The 18,595-nt window shown below is 59.5% G+C and carries 18 protein-coding genes; 7 read left to right on the top strand and 11 right to left on the bottom strand.

Annotation, left to right across the window (positions count from 1 at the left end):
* Positions 1-18: 18 nt before the first annotated feature.
* The 3 genes from JZX88_RS16310 to JZX88_RS16300 all read right to left on the bottom strand — a co-directional run bounded on the left by JZX88_RS16310 (position 19) and on the right by JZX88_RS16300 (position 3,047).
* A complete protein-coding gene (locus JZX88_RS16310; RefSeq protein ID WP_206914176.1) occupies positions 19-1,341 on the bottom strand; it encodes a TRAP transporter large permease in 1,323 nt (440 codons plus the stop codon).
* Complete coding sequence (locus JZX88_RS16305; protein ID WP_065117241.1) at positions 1,341-1,967, bottom strand: TRAP transporter small permease; 627 nt, start codon at positions 1,965-1,967, stop codon at positions 1,341-1,343. Before JZX88_RS16305 ends, JZX88_RS16310 begins: the two co-directional genes overlap by 1 nt.
* 75 nt (positions 1,968-2,042) lie before the next feature.
* Complete coding sequence (locus JZX88_RS16300) at positions 2,043-3,047, bottom strand: TRAP transporter substrate-binding protein (protein ID WP_110758286.1); 1,005 nt, start codon at positions 3,045-3,047, stop codon at positions 2,043-2,045.
* A 303-nt stretch (positions 3,048-3,350) separates the two neighbouring features.
* Between JZX88_RS16300 and JZX88_RS16295 the strand changes: the two genes are divergently transcribed.
* The 3 genes from JZX88_RS16295 to JZX88_RS16285 all read left to right on the top strand — a co-directional run bounded on the left by JZX88_RS16295 (position 3,351) and on the right by JZX88_RS16285 (position 7,174).
* Complete coding sequence (locus JZX88_RS16295) at positions 3,351-5,264, top strand: nitrogen regulation protein NR(II) (RefSeq protein ID WP_206914175.1); 1,914 nt, start codon at positions 3,351-3,353, stop codon at positions 5,262-5,264.
* Between the two features lie 12 nt (positions 5,265-5,276).
* Entirely contained in the window at positions 5,277-5,888 is a 612-nt protein-coding gene (locus JZX88_RS16290) for a response regulator transcription factor (RefSeq protein WP_206914174.1), read from the top strand.
* 380 nt (positions 5,889-6,268) lie between these two features.
* Positions 6,269-7,174: a LysR substrate-binding domain-containing protein gene (locus tag JZX88_RS16285; RefSeq protein WP_065117244.1), complete on the top strand. Its 906-nt coding sequence runs from the start codon at positions 6,269-6,271 to the stop codon at positions 7,172-7,174.
* 64 nt (positions 7,175-7,238) lie between these two features.
* On the opposite strand, the gene JZX88_RS16280 is transcribed toward JZX88_RS16285, so the two are convergent.
* Positions 7,239-7,931, bottom strand: coding sequence for an SDR family NAD(P)-dependent oxidoreductase (locus JZX88_RS16280; protein WP_206914173.1), 693 nt, complete (start codon positions 7,929-7,931; stop codon positions 7,239-7,241).
* Between the two features lie 10 nt (positions 7,932-7,941).
* The gene (locus tag JZX88_RS16275) at positions 7,942-9,144 is read right to left on the bottom strand and encodes a pyridoxal phosphate-dependent aminotransferase (protein WP_142856491.1); all 1,203 of its coding nucleotides are present in this window, start codon (positions 9,142-9,144) and stop codon (positions 7,942-7,944) included.
* A gap of 430 nt (positions 9,145-9,574) precedes the next feature.
* On the opposite strand from JZX88_RS16275, the gene JZX88_RS16270 reads away from it, so the two are divergent.
* Genes JZX88_RS16270 through JZX88_RS16255 form a run of 4 tightly spaced genes read left to right on the top strand, consistent with a single transcriptional unit; the run spans position 9,575 to position 13,522 of the window.
* Complete coding sequence (locus JZX88_RS16270) at positions 9,575-10,507, top strand: ABC transporter permease (RefSeq protein ID WP_206914172.1); 933 nt, start codon at positions 9,575-9,577, stop codon at positions 10,505-10,507.
* A complete protein-coding gene (locus tag JZX88_RS16265) occupies positions 10,504-11,307 on the top strand; it encodes an ABC transporter permease (protein WP_003519698.1) in 804 nt (267 codons plus the stop codon). The genes JZX88_RS16270 and JZX88_RS16265 overlap by 4 nt, the downstream gene beginning before the upstream one ends.
* Positions 11,308-11,332: 25 nt before the next feature.
* The gene (locus JZX88_RS16260; RefSeq protein WP_206914171.1) at positions 11,333-12,409 is read left to right on the top strand and encodes an ABC transporter substrate-binding protein; all 1,077 of its coding nucleotides are present in this window, start codon (positions 11,333-11,335) and stop codon (positions 12,407-12,409) included.
* 9 nt (positions 12,410-12,418) lie between these two features.
* Complete coding sequence (locus JZX88_RS16255; protein ID WP_206914170.1) at positions 12,419-13,522, top strand: ABC transporter ATP-binding protein; 1,104 nt, start codon at positions 12,419-12,421, stop codon at positions 13,520-13,522.
* A gap of 153 nt (positions 13,523-13,675) precedes the next feature.
* Here the strand turns inward: JZX88_RS16255 and JZX88_RS16250 are convergent, their stop codons facing one another.
* The 6 genes from JZX88_RS16250 to accB are packed head-to-tail and all read right to left on the bottom strand — an operon-like array spanning position 13,676 to position 18,463.
* Positions 13,676-14,443 (bottom strand): 5-oxoprolinase subunit PxpA, encoded by a 768-nt coding sequence (locus tag JZX88_RS16250; protein ID WP_206914169.1) that lies wholly within the window; start codon positions 14,441-14,443, stop codon positions 13,676-13,678.
* A 25-nt stretch (positions 14,444-14,468) separates the two neighbouring features.
* The gene (locus JZX88_RS16245; protein WP_206914168.1) at positions 14,469-15,467 is read right to left on the bottom strand and encodes a biotin-dependent carboxyltransferase family protein; all 999 of its coding nucleotides are present in this window, start codon (positions 15,465-15,467) and stop codon (positions 14,469-14,471) included.
* On the bottom strand, positions 15,464-16,177 hold the full coding sequence (gene pxpB, locus JZX88_RS16240) for a 5-oxoprolinase subunit PxpB (RefSeq protein WP_206914167.1): 714 nt from the start codon (positions 16,175-16,177) through the stop codon (positions 15,464-15,466). The genes JZX88_RS16245 and pxpB overlap by 4 nt, the downstream gene beginning before the upstream one ends.
* Positions 16,174-16,614: a biotin/lipoyl-containing protein gene (locus JZX88_RS16235; protein ID WP_206914166.1), complete on the bottom strand. Its 441-nt coding sequence runs from the start codon at positions 16,612-16,614 to the stop codon at positions 16,174-16,176. Before JZX88_RS16235 ends, pxpB begins: the two co-directional genes overlap by 4 nt.
* On the bottom strand, positions 16,611-18,002 hold the full coding sequence (accC, locus tag JZX88_RS16230) for an acetyl-CoA carboxylase biotin carboxylase subunit (protein WP_206914165.1): 1,392 nt from the start codon (positions 18,000-18,002) through the stop codon (positions 16,611-16,613). The genes JZX88_RS16235 and accC overlap by 4 nt, the downstream gene beginning before the upstream one ends.
* The gene (gene accB, locus JZX88_RS16225) at positions 17,999-18,463 is read right to left on the bottom strand and encodes an acetyl-CoA carboxylase biotin carboxyl carrier protein (RefSeq protein WP_110758369.1); all 465 of its coding nucleotides are present in this window, start codon (positions 18,461-18,463) and stop codon (positions 17,999-18,001) included. The genes accC and accB overlap by 4 nt, the downstream gene beginning before the upstream one ends.
* Between the last annotated feature and the right edge of the window lie 132 nt (positions 18,464-18,595).

Raw genomic sequence — 18,595 nt, 5'->3', positions numbered from 1 at the left:
GGAGATTGTGTGACCTTGCTACATTCCCAGTAATCTTGGCAGGAAGAGCGTGATTTCCGGGATATACGTAATCAGCATCAGGAACACGAGGGCTGTCAGCAGCCAGGGAATGACCGATTTGGACACCTCTGTCAGGCCCAGTCGTGAGATCGCGGAACCAACGTAGAGATTAAGCCCTACAGGAGGCGTCGCGAGGCCGATTTCCATGTTCACGATCAGTATGATGCCGAAATGGACGGGATCTACCCCCAACTTGACCGCAATCGGATAAAGGATCGGTGCCATGATGAGGATGATGGCCGACGGTTCCATGACCATGCCGATGACGAGGAGCATGATGTTGACGACCAGCAGGAAGCCGATCTTGCCGAAGCCAAGCGATACGATCCAATCCGACATAAGCTGGGGAATTTGCTCCGAAGTCAGAATGAAGGCGAACATGACAGCGTTTGTGATGATGTAGAGCAGCATGGCTGACATGGCGGCCGACCCGAGCAAAATGCGCGGGACATCGCTCATCCGTATGTCCCTGTAGACAAAGACGGCGATCACGAAGGCATATACCGCCGAGACTGCGGCTGCCTCTGTGGGGGTGAACAGACCGCCATAAATGCCGCCCATGATGATGACGATCAGAAGGAGGCCCCATACGGATTTCCGGAAGGCAACCAGCCGATCCCGCCAGCTTGCCCGCGGAAGGCGTGGATAGCCGTTCTTCCATGCGCGCCACACCGTCGTGATCGCATACATCGCGGCAAGGATCAGGCCGGGCACAACACCTGCGATGAAGATTTGCCCGATCGAAGGCGAGAAAATGGTTTCGCCATCCGGTCCGGTCGCAAGCATTCCTGACGTCGCAACGGCATACATGACCATGACGATGGAAGGTGGAATGAGAATGCCCAGTCCGCCCGCCGCCGCCACCGGCCCGACAGCAAACTGTGGCGGATACCCCATCTTGACCATGGCGGGAATCATGATGGATCCGACCGCCATTACGGTTGCAGGGCTCGATCCCGAGATTGCGGCAAAGAGCGCGCAGGCCACTACCGCTGCAAGTCCCATTCCGCCGTGCCAATGTCCGACCATCGACGTGGCGAAGGCTATCATGCGTTTGGCGACGCCACCGTGTGTCAGGAAGTTGCCCGCCAGAATGAAAAACGGGATCGCCATGATCTCGAATTTCTCGATGCCGGTGAAAAGTTTCAACGCGATGGAATCCATCGGGATTTTGGTGAACGCGAACAGGAAGCTGAATACGGTCAAACCAAGCGCGATCGAGACAGGCATGCCTGTCGCCAGCAAAATTGTGAGGATGGCAAAAATGATGAGGGCGGTCATTATTTCTGTCCTCCGTTCTGAGCGGCGGACTCGTCATCAACGCCATCCACATGGCCAATCTCGTGGTGAATGATGATGCCTGTGGTGAGGTACAGCCAAAGCGCCTGAATGAAGCGAAAACACATCAGGGCCGAACCCAATGGAACCGCGAGATAGACAATCCACATCGGGATTTCGAGATCGGCGGAGATTTGGCCCCCGACACCGACGTGGTAAACGAAAGTGGAGCCAATCCACACAAGGATTGCGGTAAAGATCACGCCACCCGACATCGCGATTATCGTCAATATCCGGCGCCGTTTCTCCTCCAGCATGTTCACAAGCATGTCGACCCCGACATGGATGCCGATACGCACGCCATAGGCCGCGCCAAATTTCGCCATCCATACGAAGAGGTAAATGCAGGCTTCCTGCGCCCAGGTCAGTTTGATGGCATTGATGGTGGAGAAGATCGAACGCGCCCAGGCCTGGAGTTCCGGCATGTTGTTGGCACGGGCAAAACGAACGAGATCGGCAGCATAACCAATCGAAAATCGATGAAGAACGGCGACGAAGATCAATGTCACGGCAGCAGCCATCAGCGCCGCGATCAGGATTTCTTCGAAACGGTCGAGCATGCGCAGCATAATCAAACCTCACGAACAAGAGAGGGGGCGCGGGACGCACCCCCTTGAAGAAAATGGAAAGAGGTTTTGACGGTGTTACTGGATGCCCAGAACGCCATGTGCCTGTTTGACCAGGTCTTCGCCGATGCGAGACGCCATCTGCTCGTGGAGCGGGCGCAAACGCTCGATCCACGAAGCCCGTTCGTCGTCGCTCAGTTCATGAAACTTCGTCGCTCCGGCCTTGACCATCTCGGCCATCGCCCATTCATTTTCTTCGCGCGCGATTGAATTCGCGTAGGTGGTCGACTCATCCATGGCGCGGTCGATCTGTTCGCGAATATCCGGGTTCAGGCCATCCCAGAATGCCTTGTTGACGATCACCGCATAGCCAAGATAGCCGTGGTTGGTCAGCGTCGCGTGCTTCTGCACTTCATGCATCTTTTGGGTGAACATATTTGACGGCGGATTTTCCGTACCGTCGACAACGCCCGTTTGCAGCGCCTGGTAAACTTCGGAGAAAGGCAGGACCTGCGGCACGGCGTCCAGAGCCAGCATCTGTGCCTCGATGATTTTCGAGGACTGGATACGCATCTTCAATCCCAGGAGGTCATCCGGGCTTGCGATTGGCGAATTTGCCGACATCACCTTGAAGCCATTGTCCCAATAGGCCAGGCCCTTGATCCCTTTGCTGTCGAGCAGGCCGAGGAGATGTTGCCCGACTTCGCCGTCAGTTATCTTGCGAAGGTCTTCGTAGTTGGACATCAGATAAGGCAGATCGAAAAGCTCGAACTGCTGCACACCCAACGGGCCGAATTTCGCAAGGGAGGGAGCCAGCATCTGAACGGCACCGAGCTGGAGCGCTTCGAGCTCTTCCTTGTCTTTATAGAGTTGGCTGTTGGGGTAGACTTCGACCAGTACCGCACCATTGGTATACTTCTCGGCAAGCTCCTTGAACTTCAGGGCACCCTTGCCTTTTGGAGTGTCGGGGGCGACGACATGGCTGAACTTGATGGTAACCGGATTGGCAAGGGCCGGGAAAGCCGCGGCCAAGGCAATGGCGGCGGCACCGGCGAATGCCGCGAATGAACGACGAGTGAACATTGTTTTCCTCCTAAAATTCCGCAACCCTCCAGTTGCGACGCTATCGGAAGCTTCCTTGCCACCATGTTTGCGATCCCGCTATTGTGGATTCCCGCAATAGTGGCGTGATGGGCATGAAGATATATTGCGAGGACAGGCATGGGAGGCTTGCCGACGTTTGGGGGGACGAAGCCGGCAATGAGAAATGCGAAATTTTTGATACCGGGCGGCTCCCTGCGAAAGGAGGCCAAGGCTCCTTCAAACTCGGCGTGGTATCCTTGGCCGGGTGATAGTCCCGGACCTCTGGCGGCCCGGATCGATCTGTTGTCGCTCATTCCATTGATTGCAATCATTGCGCTGGCGGCGCTGGTCTGGGCATTCGTCTGGGCTGTTGCGCGCGATGACAGTGAAGGTGCGCGCATCAAGCTGGCGACCGATGCCCTGTGGGTGGAACAGACGTTACGGTTCCAGCTCGGTGTCGATGAAGACATGCTTGTCCGGCTTGCCATGGACCATGCGGGTGGAACAGAGGACGCGGTGATAGCGGCCAGGGCACGCAGCCACATTTCGACAAATCCGGAGGTCGTCTCCATTCTCTGGTATGGGCCGGACGGCCGCGCTGAAACTGGCTTGCCGGATGTTGCCGCGCCCGGCGATCCGGCTCTGGTAGCGCAGATTTTGGAGGTGGCTACCGCAACCTCAAGGCCGGTTTACGGGAAGATCACGTCGAAAGGGCTTGTGACTTTCGGGCTGTTGCTGGCCGACAGACGTGGAGCCCTCACCGCGACGATCTCCTTGCCCTCTGTCCTGGACCGGCACCTGCCGTGGTGGATTGCAGAGCAATATGGCGTCACGCTGGTTGATCTGTCCGGGAATGTGCTGGCCAACCGCCAGCGACTGGAGATTGATCCGGAAAACCCCACCCATGTTATCAGCATCGATCCGCCGCTGCATGGAACATGGCTTCGCATCAGTGCCTACGGCCGCCCTCTGACGTTTCTCTCGACGGCGCTTTTTGGTGCCATTGCCGGCCTTGCTGTCTTTGCCGTGTTGGCAATGGCAATTCTCCACCGGTCAAGCAAGCGCAGGCGCGATACCGAGATGCGTCTTTGGGCAGAAACCGCCTTCAGGCGTTCGATGGAAGAGAGCCTGACTGTCGGTTTGCGGGCCAAAGATCACGAGGGCCGAATTCTCTTTGTCAATCCGGCATTCTGCAAACTCGTCGGGTGGACCGCGCAGGAGCTTGTCGGACATGCCGCTCCCTTACCGTATTGGGACCCCAAATATTTGTCGGAGACGGAACAGCGGCATCGCCGCCTTGCCGCAGGCGGGGCAGTCAGCCAGCGGTTTGAAACCCGTTTTGTCTCGCGTGACGGTCGCGAAATCGAGGTCGAGGTGTATGAAGCGCCGCTGATTGATGCGCGCGGCGAGCATCGAGGATGGATGGGATCGATCATCGATGTCACGGAGGCGAGGCAAGCCGCGCGGCGTGCCCGGCTTCATGATGAGGCGCTGGCGAGAACCGGACGGTTGGTGACCCTCGGCGAAATGGCGTCGACACTGTCGCACGAGCTAAACCAGCCGCTTTCGGCAATCGCATCTTACGCCGCAGGCATGCTGAACCTGATGAACCGGCAGGGAACCGACCTCGCGGTCTTGCGGGAAGCGACCGAGAAGCTGGCGCGTCAAGCCGATCGGGCAGGGCTCATCATTCGCCGTATTCAGGACCTCGTGAAAAAGCGTGAGCCGCGTTTCTCGAACCTGCAGCTTTCGGATGTCATAGACGAGACACTGGATTTCCTTCAAGCCGATGCGCGTGAACACGGCGTCCGGCTTGTGCGGCAGGGGCCGGGAGCCGGCGTCGTCGCTGCCGACGCCATTCTGCTGGAGCAGGTCCTCATCAATCTCATTCGCAACGGCATGGAGGCAATGGCCGAGTCCGGCAAGGATGCCGCCGTCACCGTGCGTTTATTCGAGCGTGACGGACAGGCCGTGATCGAAGTGGAGGATGGCGGCGCTGGAATACCGGCGGAGATGGTGGACACGATCTACGATGCCTTTGCCAGTACCAAGGCACAGGGCATGGGCATGGGGTTGAAAATCTGCCGGACGATCATCGAACTGCATCGGGGGCATCTGACGCATCATGCGGCATGCGGCGGAGGAACGGTATTCACCGTCGCGCTTCCGCTATCTGAAGCGGGATATGCGCAACCGGCAGAACTGGAGGAAACATGAGGGAGGGGATTGATGGGTAGTTTGATCGATATCGTCGACGACGAGGAGGCAATTCGCGACGCACTCTCGTTCCTGCTGGCTTCGCGTGGTGTGCAAACCCGTACATGGGCCTCTGGAGAGGAGTTTCTGGCGGCACAGCCACTTGATGACATGACCTGTATCATCATGGATGTGCGCATGGGTGCGCTTTCTGGCCCGGAGGTCTATGAGCGGTTGCGCATCATGGGCTCCGAGGTGCCGGTCATCTTCCTTACCGGGCACGCTGACGTTCCCGTCGCAGTGCGGACATTGAAAGCAGGCGCTTTCGACTTCGTGGAAAAACCATTCAACGACAATCAAATCGTTGATCTCGCACTCAACGCCATTGCCGCCGGGCAGGTCGTGCAGGCACAGGCGGAAAGCCGCCGTGACCTTCAGGCACGGCGTGCGTCGCTCTCGGCGCGGGAAGTGGAGGTCATGGACCTCATGCTCACAGGCGCGATGAACAAGCAGATCGCAGACAATCTCGGGATCGCCATGAGAACCGTCGAGGCGCATCGTGGCAAGGTGCTGACGAAGATGGGTGTCCGCAACGCCCTGGAACTTGCCGCGATCAACAGGCGGCAGGAGAAAAACAGGATATGAGCGGACTGCCCGGCGTATTGATGTGCCGGCACGCACTCTTTCGCAGTCGGTTATCTTCATGACGGTGTTGCCGGCCTGGTAAGGCGCGTATTGCGGTCTCACTCCCGCTTAGCCAGCGGAGGGAAGCAACTCTCGTTCGGTGCCCGCTGGCGCCGATTTCCGCAGTCTTCCGGGGACAATGGCGCCCCTGATTCTGGAGGTCCCTCAGGGCTGCTTGCCCGACCACCCTGGGCGGCTTTCTTCAGCATGTCACCCGCTGCCGTCTTTCGCGGCAGTCCGATGCGTCTGCATGTCGAAGGCGGGGAAATGGAAGATGGACTTTATCTGCAAATTGAGCATCTTATTCCTGCAAGCAGTAATGGGATAAGAAGCAGCAGCAGATGGATATCAGGCGCCTGAAATCGTTCATAACGATTGTCGATATGGGGAGCATCACAAGGGCGGCGGATGTGTTGCATATCGCCCAGCCGGCATTGAGCCAGCAGCTGGCGAGCATCGAGGAACATTTCCGCCAGAAACTTTTGACCCGAAGCCAGCAGGGCGTCGTCATGACCGATGCCGGCAAGGTCGTCTACAGGCATGCGCAGGTGATTTTGCGGCAGATGGAGCAGGCGCAGGCGGAGGCGCTGGAGGCAGGTGCCGTGCTGTCCGGCAAGGTATCGGTGGGGCTTGCGCCCTTCAGCAGCGCCGCCACGCTTTCGCTGCGTCTGATGGAGGAAACCAAGCGGCTTCATCCCGGCATTCTGCTGCACATCACGGAAAGCGTCAGTCAGCCCTATAGCCAGATGATCATGAATGGTCGTCTGGAGATGGGCTTGATCCACGGTACCGGGCCGATCCGGGGCGTCAGGTTCACGCCGCTATTGCGTGAGGAATTCGTGCTGGTCGTGCATCGCAGCTTCGGTGTGGAACCGGGCGATGCGCCGATCACGGTCGCTGATCTGGCATATCTGCCCTTCCTTCTGCCGCCGACCTATAATTTTGTGCGTCGCGCCATCAATCTCGCCTTTACCCGCAGCCGCAAGGATCTGATCGTGATGGCGGAGCTGGAATCGGTAAGGACCATCGCGCGCGGCGTGGATGCCGGGCTTGGTGCGACCATCACACCCAAGGCCATCGCCGACCGTATCGTGGCGGAATCCAATGAGGAAATCGTCGTCAGGCAGATCGCCAGCCCGATGATCGAGGAAACGCTGTCCTTCTGCGTATCGGACAATACGCCGCTCTCCGAGCCGGCGCTTGCCGTCAAGGAGATATTGCTGCAACTGGCGGAGACCCTGAAATAAACGGGTCAAGGCCGGTTTCGCAGCCACGCGCAGCACCGTTTCTCGGTGCCGCGCGTGGAAAAGATCAAAGCATTGCTTCCTTGCGGCAGTTCACCAGCAATTCGGCCACCGAAAGGTTGTTCGGCAGGCGAAGCAGGGTTTCCACCATTTCGGCGAGATCTTCCGGCTGGGTCATGTCCTCGCGGCTGACCTCCGTTTCGCCTGATGTCATATCGGTTGCGATATAGCCGGGGCAGAGGGCGGTGGCGCGCACGCCACTGTCCCATAATTCCTGCCGGATACCATGGGTGAGGGCGACGACAGCGAATTTCGTCATGGCATAACCCACATTCGACCCCACGCGGCGTCCCGCCAGCGAGGCGACATTGATGACCCTGCCCTGTCCGGTTTTTACGAGATGAGGAATGGCGGCGCGCGTGACCCTCAGCGGACCCTTGACGTTGATGCGCCACATCTGGTCGAGGCTTTCTTCGCCCGTATCCATGACCTTGACTTTGGGGTTGATGCCGGCGCAATTCACCAGCCCGTCGATCCGGCCATATCTGGCGGCAACGGCCTCAACCCAGGCCTCCGCCGAGCCCGCCTCTTCCGCATCGTAGCGATCGGCCGAAAGCCGGTCCTTCACCGCAACGGCGGCCGGATTTCGCGCTCCCGCCGCCACCGTGAAACCGGCTTCGTGAAGCCTTTTGGCGATCGCAAGGCCAAGACCCCGCGATGCGCCGGAAACCATGATGACACGGCCATTTCCTCCCAGCATGCTGTTCTCCCTATTTCATTCCGTTGCAGAATTCGGCGATGCGGGCGCAGCCTTCGGCGAGGTTCTCCATGCTGGTGGCATAGGAGAGCCGGAAGAAGGGGCTCAGGCCATAGGCCGCGCCCTGCACTGTCGCAACGTGATGTTCGGCGAGCAGCGCCATGACGAAATCGGTATCGTTCTCGATCTTCGTGCCGCCCTTCGTCGTCTTGCCGATCAGCGCGGCAATGTTCGGGAAGATATAGAAGGCGCCTTCGGGCTTGTGGCAGCGAAGCCCCTCGATTTCCGAAAGCTTGCCGAGCACGAAGTCACGGCGCGTCTTGTAGATGTCGGCGCGCTCCTTCAGCAGATCCTGCGGGCCGTCGAGAACCGCAACGGCGGCAGCCTGAACGATGGTCGCGACGCCGCCGCTATTCTGGGTATTGACGTTGCTGATCGCCTTGATGAGATCCTTTGGGCCGCCGCAGAAGCCGAGACGCCAGCCGGTCATCGCATAGGCTTTCGATGCGCCGTTGACGGTCAGGACCCGGTCATAGAGGCGCGGCTCGACTTCGGCGATGGTGCAGAATTCGAAGTCGTCATAGATCAGGTGCTCATACATGTCGTCGGTCATGATCCAGACATGCGGATGCCGCAGCATGACCTCGGCGATTTCCTTCATTTCCGCGCGCGAGCAGGCCGCGCCCGTGGGGTTGTTGGGGAAGTTGAAAAGCAGCCATTTGGTTTTTGGGGTGATGGCGGCTTCGAGATCTTCGGCTCGCAGGCGGAAACCGTTATTTTCCGGGCAAACCACCGGCACGGGCGTGGCGCCCGCGAACTTCACGATATCCGCATAGCTGATCCATGACGGCGCGGGAATGACGACCTCATCGCCCGGGTCGCAGGTGGCCATGATGGCGTTGAAGATGATCTGCTTGCCGCCGCCCGCCACCAAAATCTGGCTCGGATCGTAATCGAGATTATTGTCGCGCTTGAACTTCCGCTGGATCGCGGCCCGTAGTGCCGGGGTTCCGTCAGCGGGTGGATATTTCGTGTCGCCGGCAAGGGCCGCCGCATGCGCCGCCTCGACCGCGTGGGCAGGCGTCGGGAAATCCGGCTCGCCGGACGACAGGCTGATGACCTTGATGCCCTGAGCGGCGAGATCGCGGGCTTTCTGGGTCATGGCGAGCGAAGCTGACACGGTGACGTTGTTAAGGCGTTGGGCGATAGTGGGCATGGATTATTTCCGATTGTAACGGTGAAGGCAGGCATCGTCGCGACGCCAGTGCATGACAAAGAGGTTACGGGAATTTTCCGCCGTTTCCCCAATACGACTTCGATGTGAGGTCATACGGGATTTTGATGCATCGCCGTCAAAATGGGATGGGCAGTCCATATGCGTATGCGATGACCTCAGAGCAATAAAATATTATGCAGCCCGTCAGCTTAGCCCCTAAGCTCGGCTTAACAACAAGGGAACGACGCGTCGGGCAATGTTACCCGAAGAGGTAACCGGCGCGAAAATGCAGAAATATGCGACAGGCGCCGGCACAAGACCGGATGCCTCGACAGGGAGCACACCCAGCAAATTCTAGTCATAGGGTCTGGACGATCTCGTTCGGCTCAACGCGATGCCTCGTGCCGTATTCAACGCGACGGGAGTATAGATGTCGGATATTGCGATCATGGAACCACATGCCCCGCCACGCCGTGGAGTTTCCGGCTGGAAAGCTCTCGAGCGTCGGCTGTTTTCGCCCGGCATACTCATATTGCCGCTGCTGATATTTTTGCTGATCTTTTTCTTCCTTCCGGCCATCCGCCTGATGACCTTCAGCGTCATGACGCAGAATTCGCAAGGGTTGATCGGTACACCCTTCACGCTTGCCCACTACATCAGGTTTTTCGAGGTCGATCTTTACCAGAAGGTGCTCTGGGCGACGATCCGCATCAGTCTCATCACCTCGTTTCTTGCGGCGATACTGGCCTATCCGGTCGCGACCGTTTTCGTGCGCGGCAATATCACCACGACCCGCATCATAACGCTGATCGTGATCGCACCGCTGGCCGTCAGCGTCGTGGTTCGCGCTTATGGCTGGCAGCTCATCCTTGGTAACGGTCCAACGGGTCTCTTGAATTATGTGCTGATGAATCTCGGTATCATAGACACTCCGTTGACGCTGCTGTTTTCCGATGCTGCCGTCATCATCGGCTCCCTGCACATTTTCTTCCCGATGATGGTGCTGCCACTGTCCTCCGCGCTTGGCAAGATCGATCCGAACCTGCAGCAGGCGGCCCGCACGCTCGGTGCGCCGGCATGGAAAGTGTTCCTGCGGATCACCTTCCCGCTCAGCCTTCCCGGTCTGGTCGCGGGTTTCACGCTGGTCTTCTCTCTGGCCTCGGCATCCTACGTCATTCCCGCTCTGATCGGCGGTCCCGGCTCGCAGATGCTCGGTAACATGGTCGAACAGCAGGTTCTCGCGGTCTATGACTGGCCGTTCGGCGCCACCATCGCCACCATCCTCGTTTTCATCGTCATTCTGATCAACGCCATTTCGATGCGGCTGCTCGGCGGGCGTCGTATCAAGGCAAGCGCGTCATGAACAACAAGCTGACCGGCACTTCCGCCATCGTCCTTTATGCGATCACCGCCGCGATGATGGTCTTCATCCTGGCCCCCATCGTTCTCGTCGTCGCCATCTCGTTTTCCGACAGCTACTTCGTCACCTTCCCGCCGCAGGGTTTCACCTTCCGCTGGTATGCGGCGGTAATGCAGAACGAGGAATTCACCGCTGGCCTCACCTTCAGCGCGGCGCTGGCTGTTGCGACCACCATCCTTTCACTGGCGCTCGGCGTTCCCGCAGCTTTCGCGCTTTCCCGGGGAAAATTCATCGGCCGTTCGCTGATGAAGGGGCTGCTGCTTTCGCCGCTGATCTTTCCCGTGCTGGTGACCGGCCTGGCACTGCTGCAGCTTTTCTCCGGCTATGGCTGGATGGATACCAAGCTGAAACTTCTGATCGCCCACACCGTCGTGACGTCGCCCTATGTGATCCGCACGGTGCTGACCAGCCTTCAGCTCGTCAATGTCAGTCTCGAGGAGGCCGCGCGCACGCTTGGCGCCACGCGCTGGAAAACCTTCACGCGGGTGATCTTTCCGCAGATCGCGCCCGGCGTCGCCTCCGGCTCGATCTTCTGCTTCATGGTTTCTTTCGACAATTATCCCGTTTCGATGTGGCTGGCCGATTCCGCGAACCTGCCCGTGCCCATCGTTCTCTATCGCCAGATCGGCACGGTCTTCGACCCCTCGGTCGCGACCATGTCCACCATCATCATTCTTCTGGCGGTGACCGTCGTGCTCGTCCTCGACAGGCTGGTGGGTCTGCGCCGGGCAATGGCTATGTAAATCAACAACAAGAGGGGTACCGGAAATGACAGACAAGACCATCATCATGAAACGGCGCAGTTTCCTGACAGTCACCGCAGGCGCGCTCGCCACACCCTATTTCTTCACTGCGGCTTCCGCGCAGGACCGCACCATGTATGTCGGTGTCTATAATTCGGCGCAGGGCGGGCTGATCAAGAAGGAAGTGATCCCGGCCTTCGAAAAGGAATATAAGTGCCGGGTGCTGACGACCGAAGGTGCGACGCTTGCCAATATCGCCACGCTGCGCGCGACCCGCGAAAATCCGCAATATAGCGTGATGTCGATGGACGATGTCGGCGTTCCGCAGGCCAAGGAGGAAGGCCTGATCGAACAATTGCCGATGGACGAAATCCCCAACCTCAAGAATGTCTATTCCCGTTATCTTTTCGAAGACAATTTCGGCGTCGGTTTTGCAATCTCTATCGCCGGCCTGTTTTACAATCCGACGACGGGCAAGCCGTTCGAGAGCTACGAACAGATGTTCGACAAGAAATATGCCCGCCGCATGCTTCTCAACACACCGAAGAACACGCAAAGCGTGCTGATGCTGATGGTGGCGGCCGCCCTTGCAACCGGCAAGCCGCTGAAAGAAGCGCAATATGATACGGATGCCGGCTGGGCCAAACTGGCCGATCTGAAGCCGAACGTGCTCTCAATCTATGACGCGGAAGCGCAGACGATGATGGTGGCGCAGGGCCAGGCGGATTTCGGTGGTATCGAATATTCCAAGGCGGTTTATCCGCACACCAAGAAGGGCGTGCCGCTCGACATGACCTTCCCGAAGGAAGGCGCTTTCACCGGCATCAACTCCATCGCGCTGGTAAAGGGCGGGCCGCACCGCGATCTCGCGCTTGCCTATATCAACCGCATTCTCGACCCCGGCGTGCAGAAGATGCTTTCGGAGGCCACTCTCAGCGCGCCTTCGGTCAAGGGTGTCGAGTTCGGCGAAGATACGGCGAAATTCCTCGCCTATCCGGAAGCGAAGATGGAATCGCTGAACCTGTTCACGCCGGACTGGAAATACATCATTCCGCGCCGCGCCCAGTGGCTCGAGAAGTACAACCAGACTTTTAACGGCTGAGGAACGCTGATGAAATCCGTCGAAGTCCGCCTGGAAAGACTGACCAAACACTACGGCGGTCAGGTCGTTGCCGTCGATGATGTTTCTTTGACCGTCAAGGCAGGGGAGATTCTCGCGCTTCTCGGTCCGAGCGGATGCGGGAAAACGACCTGCCTGCGCATGATTGCGGGGCTTGTCGATCCCACCTCGGGTGAAATCGTGGTCGACGGCAAGCCGACCACGCGCACCCCGGTTCACCGCCGCAATGTCGGTATGCTCTTCCAGAACTACGCCCTGTTTCCCCATATGACCGTTGCCGAAAATGTTGCCTTCGGTCTTGAGATGCGGGGTATCTCCAAGGCCGACCGGGAAGGGCGGGTAAAGCAGGCGCTCGATCTCGTTCAGCTGCACGCCTTCGGAGACCGGCTACCGGTGCAGCTTTCCGGCGGCCAGCAGCAGCGTGTGGCGCTGGCCCGTGCTCTGGTGATCGAACCTTCGATGCTGCTTCTCGACGAGCCGCTCGGTGCGCTCGACAAGGGCCTGCGGGAAAGCATGCAGGTCGAAATCCGCAGCCTGCAGCAGCGACTTGGTCTCACCACCATCATGGTAACCCACGATCAGGACGAGGCCCTGACCATGGCGGACCAGATCGCCGTGATGCGGGACGGCAATCTCGAGCAGATCGCACCGGCCGGCGAAATCTACCAGAAGCCGCTGACCCGCTTTGTCGCCGGTTTCATCGGCGCCTCGAACTTCTTCGAGGCGATGGTGGAGGAACGTCGCGGCCGATCCGCGCGGCTCGTGACCGGTTCCGGCGTTCGGCTCGATGTGGATGATATGGGTGCCGTGCAAGGGGACAAGGTCGTCGTCACTGTTCGCCCCGAGGCCGTTTCGGTTTCGCCTCTTGCGGCCGATTCCGCTGAAAGCCCCGGCAATTCCACCACGGCGCGGGTGGAGCAGGTCGTCTATCGCGGTTTCATGCTGCATTATTATCTGCGTCTCGACAATGGTGAGCCGATGATCGCTTACCGGCAGACCCAGACAGAAGGTTTCACCAATGCCGTCAGCGCCGCCGGTGACCGGGTGAGACTGAGCTGGACTAGCGACAGCAACCACGTGATCCAGCTGAATTGATGCTTCTGTGGCCGGGGCGCTCATGCGGCCCGGCTTGCGGTGGACGCAAATCTATGCCGTAATTAGATAGCCGGCAAAGTTACGGCGCCGCGCTCCTGAATGGAATGCGGTGCCGTAACTTTTGGTACGTTAGAATATGAGGCGTGCCCCGCTTTAGGCGATCACTTCGCGAGCCGGCACGACGCTGCCGCCGCAGGCTTCCACTTCGCTACGCACCGTGCGGGCAAGCTCCAGCGAGCCGGGCGTATCGCTGTGAACAAGGATCGACCGGGCGCGAACGGGAATGATCTCGCCCTCGATGGTCGTGACCGTGCCTTTTTCTAAAAACTGGCGCACCCGCGCACGAACTTCTCCCTCTTCCTTGATGACGGAATTGGGCAGCTTGCGTGGCACGAGCTGGCCTTTCACATCATAGGCCCGGTCGGCGAGGAAGAGATTGAGCACTTTCAGGCCGCAATCCAAGGCTGCCTTTTCGATCAGCATGTCCGGCATCGAAAAGACGATGAGATTGGGATCGACCGCCCTGATCTTTTTCATGATCCGTTCGGCAAGCGCCGCATCGCGATTGATCATGTTGCCCATGGCGGCATGGAAGCTGATATGGGAGAGCGCGATATCCTGCGCTTTCGCAATCGCTGAAAGCGCGCCGAGCTGGTAGAGAACCTGCTGTTCCATTTCTTCCGCATCGACGGGAATTTCGCGGCGGCCGAAGCCGAGACGGTCGGCAAGGCCGGGATGCGCGCCAATACCGACGCCGTTCTGTTTGGCAAGACGCACCATGCGCGCCATCATTTCCGGGTCGCCGGCATGGAAGCCGCAGGCGATATTCGCCGAAGAGACGACTTCCATAAGCTTCTCGTCGTCGCAGACCTTATAGACGCCGAAACCTTCGCCCATGTCGGAATTAACATCGATCTTCATGGTTCCCTCTCCTTGTTCTTCAGGATTATCGTTTTGTCAGCGTGCCGAGTGCGGCGGCAACCAGCGGCAGGGTTCTGCGGATATCCGCGAAATAGGCGTCGATCGCCTTTTCGACCTCCAGCGCCTCGTGCACCGTTGCCTGCACGAAGCGGATGCGGCTGCCGATGCGGGCCTGACCAAGCCGCCATAGATCGCTGTCGATGATACCAGCCATCTTGGGATAACCGCCGGCCGTGTTGGCGTCGCTCATCTGGATGATAGGCTCGCCACTTGGCGGCACCTGAACCACGCCCGGAATGACGCCATAGGAGCGCAGTTCTACTGGTGCCAAAAGCGTCAGCGGCGTTCCGGCCAGCCGGTAACCGGTGCGGTCGCTCTGTGAGGTGATTTTCCAGGCTTCCGACCAGAAACGTTCGGCGATGTCGCCGAAAAGATCATGTTCGGCGGCTGGAATGGCTCTCAGCAGCAATTCGCCTGTGTCGGACATCGGAAACATGTCCGGCATCGCTTCTGCAAGCGGCGTAAGGCCAAGGCCGCTTGAAGGCAAAGCGAGCGGCACGGATGGCAGAACGGGCAACCTGTCGCCGGTGGTGAGGTGCCGTCCTTCGTGACCGCCGAAGGAGCCGCGAAGAGAAGTGCTGCGCGATCCCATCACCACCGGAACATCGACGCCGCCCTGAAGGCAGAGATAGGCCCGCGCATTTTTCAGCGGGGTCGAAAGCTCGAGGATTTGACCCTTCTCGGCCCGCACACACCAGTAAGGCGGTAAATCCGCACCATCGAGCCGTGCGGCGCAGTCGGCGCCGGTTACCGCGAAGGTCAGCGCCTCTTCGAATTCGATGCGGAAAGGAAAGGTCTGGATTTCAATCGCCGCGGCCTCTTCGCCGTTGCCGGCGAGAAGATTGCCGACCCTGAGCGCAATCGGGTCCATCGCGCCCGTGGCGGTGATGCCGATATTGCGGTAACCCGCGCGGCCGAGATCCTGCACGGTGTTCAGCGGTCCGCAGGCAAGAATATGGATCATAGTTCGATCCTTTCGGGAAGGAAGCGAACCCGGTCGCCGGGCGCCAGCACCGCCGGTTGCTCGGCTGTGGCGTCGAACATGGTGATTTCGGTGAAACCCAGCGAATTCCAGCCGTTCGGCCCGGTCAGAACCGAGATGCCGGACTGCATGCCGCCGATCGTCACCATGCCCTTCAACATGCGAAGCGAAGGGACTTTCTTGCGCGGCATGAAAATGCGCGGATCGAGACCGCCGAGATAACCGAAACCCGGTGCGCTGCCGACAGCAAAAACCGTATAGGTGCGCTCAAAGTGAAGGCGCACGACCTCCTTGTCCGGCAAGCCGGAATAATCGCAGATCGCCGCAAGGTCGATGGCGTGCTCGCCGCCATAGGTCGTCGGCACCTCGATGGTTTTGCCGAGAAGATCGAGCTCCGCCGTCCTTTGCCAGAGGTCGAGAAGCTCGTCCTGCAGATGCCCGGCATCTTCGGGCGTGCTGCGCAGCACGATCAGCAGGTTGGTCATGCCGGGTATGAGTTCCAGCACCTCGGGGCGATCTTTCAGCGCGCGCGTCAGCGCCCAGATGCGCCGCTGGGCGGGAAGGTCCAGCTCGCCGGGCGCTTCGATCAGAAAGGTCCTGTTGCCGATCATCGAGATTTTCGGCAGGCCCAGATGGGCTGGGGTGAGGTGGGGCGTTTTCAGCGGGAGGTTGCTCATCGACGTCACCATCATGTTTCGGTCTTGAGAAGGGTGGAGCCATAGCCGACAAGCACACCAGTTTCCGCCACGATTTCGCTGACGGTGCCGGCTTTTTCGGCGATGACCGGAACAAGCACGGGTCCAGCCGCGATGAATGCGACGATCTCGCCTTTCGCTACGGATTGTCTTGCCTGAACCGCCCGGTCTGGGCGCTGCGGATGGGCGGCTGTGAAGATGCCGGCCATCGGTGCACGGGCAAGAATATCCCCCGCCTTTACCGGCACTTTGGCAGCTTCAATCGGCCGCTCTCCGGCAGGGGCCTGACCGCCTGCTATGGCAACGATCTTCAATGACCCATCGGGGGTCTCTATCTCGATGGTGGAGACGTTGTTGCGCTCGAGGTGAGCGGCAAGATCGGCAATCGTGCCGGGCTCGCTGTAGCGGGATATGGAAACAGGCTGTCGCTTCACTTTGCACTCCGCGCTGCAAGCCAATGTTCTAGGTAATGAATATCCGTGCCGCCTTCGGAGAAGGCCGGGTCCTGCAATATTTCCCGATGCAGCGGCAGGTTGGTGGAAACACCTTCGATGCGCATTTCGCCAAGCGCGCGGCGCATGCGCAGGATCGCCTGTTCGCGCGTCGGCGCGTGGACGATGAGCTTGGCGATCAGCGAATCGTAATGGGCGGAAACCCTGTAACCCGCCGTCACGTGTGTATCGACCCGCACGCCGGGGCCGCCCGGCAGGTGAAGGGCCGTTATCAAACCGGGGCAGGGAATGAAACTATAGGGGTCTTCGGCATTGATGCGGCATTCGATCGAATGGCCTTCGCAGACAATGTCCTCCTGCGAAATCTCGAGCGGATGGCCGAGGGCGACGAGAAGCTGCTGGCGCACCAGATCCACGCCCGAGGTCATTTCCGTGACCGGATGTTCCACCTGCAGGCGGGTATTCATCTCGATGAAATAAAATTCGCCATTCTCGTAAAGAAACTCGAAGGTGCCGACACCGCGATAACCGATCTGGCGGCAGGCTTCGACGCAGCGATTGCCGACGAAAGCCGCGACATTGGGCGGGATGCCGATGGCCGGACCTTCTTCGACGACCTTTTGGTGCCGGCGCTGCATGGAACAGTCGCGCAGCCCCACCCAGACGCCGCTACCCTGACCATCGCAGAGAACCTGAATTTCGACATGGCGCGGATGTTCGAGGAATTTCTCGATATAGAGTTCCGGCGTTCCGAAGGCCCGGCTTGCCTCCTCACGCGTGACGAGCACGGCGTCCTGAAGGGCGGAAGCCTCTCGAACGACGCGCATGCCGCGCCCACCGCCGCCGCCGGCCGCCTTGACGATGACGGGATAACCGATTTCTGCGGCGATTTTCGCGACTTCCACGGCGTCATCCGGCAGGGCGGAATCGGGGCCGGGAACGCAGGGCACGCCGGCCGCCATCATCGCCCGCTTCGCCGCGATTTTGTCGCCCATTGTGCGGATGGCGTCGGCGCGTGGGCCGATAAAGACCGCCCCTGCCGCTTCCACGGCTTCCGAAAAAGACGCTCTTTCGGACAGAAAACCATAACCGGGGTGAACCGCGCCAGCACCGGTCAGCTCCATCGCAAGCAGTATGGCCGGCGCGTTGAGATAGCTCTGGGCGGGGGATGCCGGGCCGATGCAAATGGCGGTGTCGGCCGCCTTCAGATAGTCGGCATCCTTATCGGCTTGGGAGTAGATCATGACGGTCTTCAGGCCGAGTTCACGGCAGGCGCGCTGCACCCGCAAGGCAATCTCGCCGCGATTGGCGATCAGGACGCTGTCGAATATTCTTGGCTCAGCCACCTTTGAGAGTGTCGCATCCATCATTCGAACTCCAGCACTGGCTGTCCGAGTTCGACGTCTTCGCCGTCATTGGCGATAAATCTGGCGATCCTGCCGCTTCGTTCGGCCCTCACGGTGTTGAACACTTTCATCGCCTCGATGATGAAGAGTTCCTGTCCTTGCCTGACCTCATCGCCGATCTCGGCGAAAGGTGCCGCACCCGGGCTGGGGGCGCGATGGAAAAGACCGAATGACGGTGCTGCGACGATGCCGGATGACGCCGGCGCGGCTGCGGCGGATGCCGGCGCCTGTTCTTCGGCGCGGGGTGTCTCGGATGCCGTTTCGGCTACCGCAACGGGCCGGGGCTGAGATGATGGCGCCCGCAGTGAAACGGCATTGTTTTCGCGGATGATCCGGACCGTGGTTCCCTCCTGGCTCACGGTCAATTCGGATACTCGCGAAGAGCCGACGAACTCGATCAGTTTCTTGATCTTTTCCAGATCCATATTGGTTTCCAACGTCTTTTTTGTCCCCACGGCGGCAGGTGGGCGGAGCGAAATCCGTACCCTGTCCATCAGCAATAGCTACCATGGGGGCGGGATTGATGGGGTCAGACGAAGTTCCTATGGACACTGCTT

Source organism: Agrobacterium sp. OT33 (assembly GCF_017313365.1).
GTDB classification, from domain to species: domain Bacteria; phylum Pseudomonadota; class Alphaproteobacteria; order Rhizobiales; family Rhizobiaceae; genus Agrobacterium; species Agrobacterium rhizogenes_A.
This window is presented reverse-complemented; position numbering and strand designations above follow the sequence as displayed.

Excerpts from the sequence above, each read along its gene's own strand:
- JZX88_RS16250 (WP_206914169.1), bottom strand. The coding sequence starts at position 14,443 with ATGAAGATCGATGTTAATTCCGACATGGGCGAAGGTTTCGGCGTCTAT.
- JZX88_RS16265 (WP_003519698.1), top strand. The coding sequence starts at position 10,504 with ATGAACAACAAGCTGACCGGCACTTCCGCCATCGTCCTTTATGCGATC.
- JZX88_RS16285 (WP_065117244.1), top strand. The coding sequence starts at position 6,269 with ATGGATATCAGGCGCCTGAAATCGTTCATAACGATTGTCGATATGGGG.
- JZX88_RS16270 (WP_206914172.1), top strand. The coding sequence starts at position 9,575 with ATGTCGGATATTGCGATCATGGAACCACATGCCCCGCCACGCCGTGGA.
- JZX88_RS16245 (WP_206914168.1), bottom strand. The coding sequence starts at position 15,467 with ATGATCCATATTCTTGCCTGCGGACCGCTGAACACCGTGCAGGATCTC.
- JZX88_RS16275 (WP_142856491.1), bottom strand. The coding sequence starts at position 9,144 with ATGCCCACTATCGCCCAACGCCTTAACAACGTCACCGTGTCAGCTTCG.
- JZX88_RS16255 (WP_206914170.1), top strand. The coding sequence starts at position 12,419 with ATGAAATCCGTCGAAGTCCGCCTGGAAAGACTGACCAAACACTACGGC.
- JZX88_RS16290 (WP_206914174.1), top strand. The coding sequence starts at position 5,277 with ATGGGTAGTTTGATCGATATCGTCGACGACGAGGAGGCAATTCGCGAC.
- JZX88_RS16300 (WP_110758286.1), bottom strand. The coding sequence starts at position 3,047 with ATGTTCACTCGTCGTTCATTCGCGGCATTCGCCGGTGCCGCCGCCATT.
- pxpB (WP_206914167.1), bottom strand. The coding sequence starts at position 16,177 with ATGATGGTGACGTCGATGAGCAACCTCCCGCTGAAAACGCCCCACCTC.
- JZX88_RS16310 (WP_206914176.1), bottom strand. The coding sequence starts at position 1,341 with ATGACCGCCCTCATCATTTTTGCCATCCTCACAATTTTGCTGGCGACA.
- JZX88_RS16260 (WP_206914171.1), top strand. The coding sequence starts at position 11,333 with ATGACAGACAAGACCATCATCATGAAACGGCGCAGTTTCCTGACAGTC.
- accC (WP_206914165.1), bottom strand. The coding sequence starts at position 18,002 with ATGATGGATGCGACACTCTCAAAGGTGGCTGAGCCAAGAATATTCGAC.
- accB (WP_110758369.1), bottom strand. The coding sequence starts at position 18,463 with ATGGATCTGGAAAAGATCAAGAAACTGATCGAGTTCGTCGGCTCTTCG.
- JZX88_RS16305 (WP_065117241.1), bottom strand. The coding sequence starts at position 1,967 with ATGCTGCGCATGCTCGACCGTTTCGAAGAAATCCTGATCGCGGCGCTG.
- JZX88_RS16280 (WP_206914173.1), bottom strand. The coding sequence starts at position 7,931 with ATGCTGGGAGGAAATGGCCGTGTCATCATGGTTTCCGGCGCATCGCGG.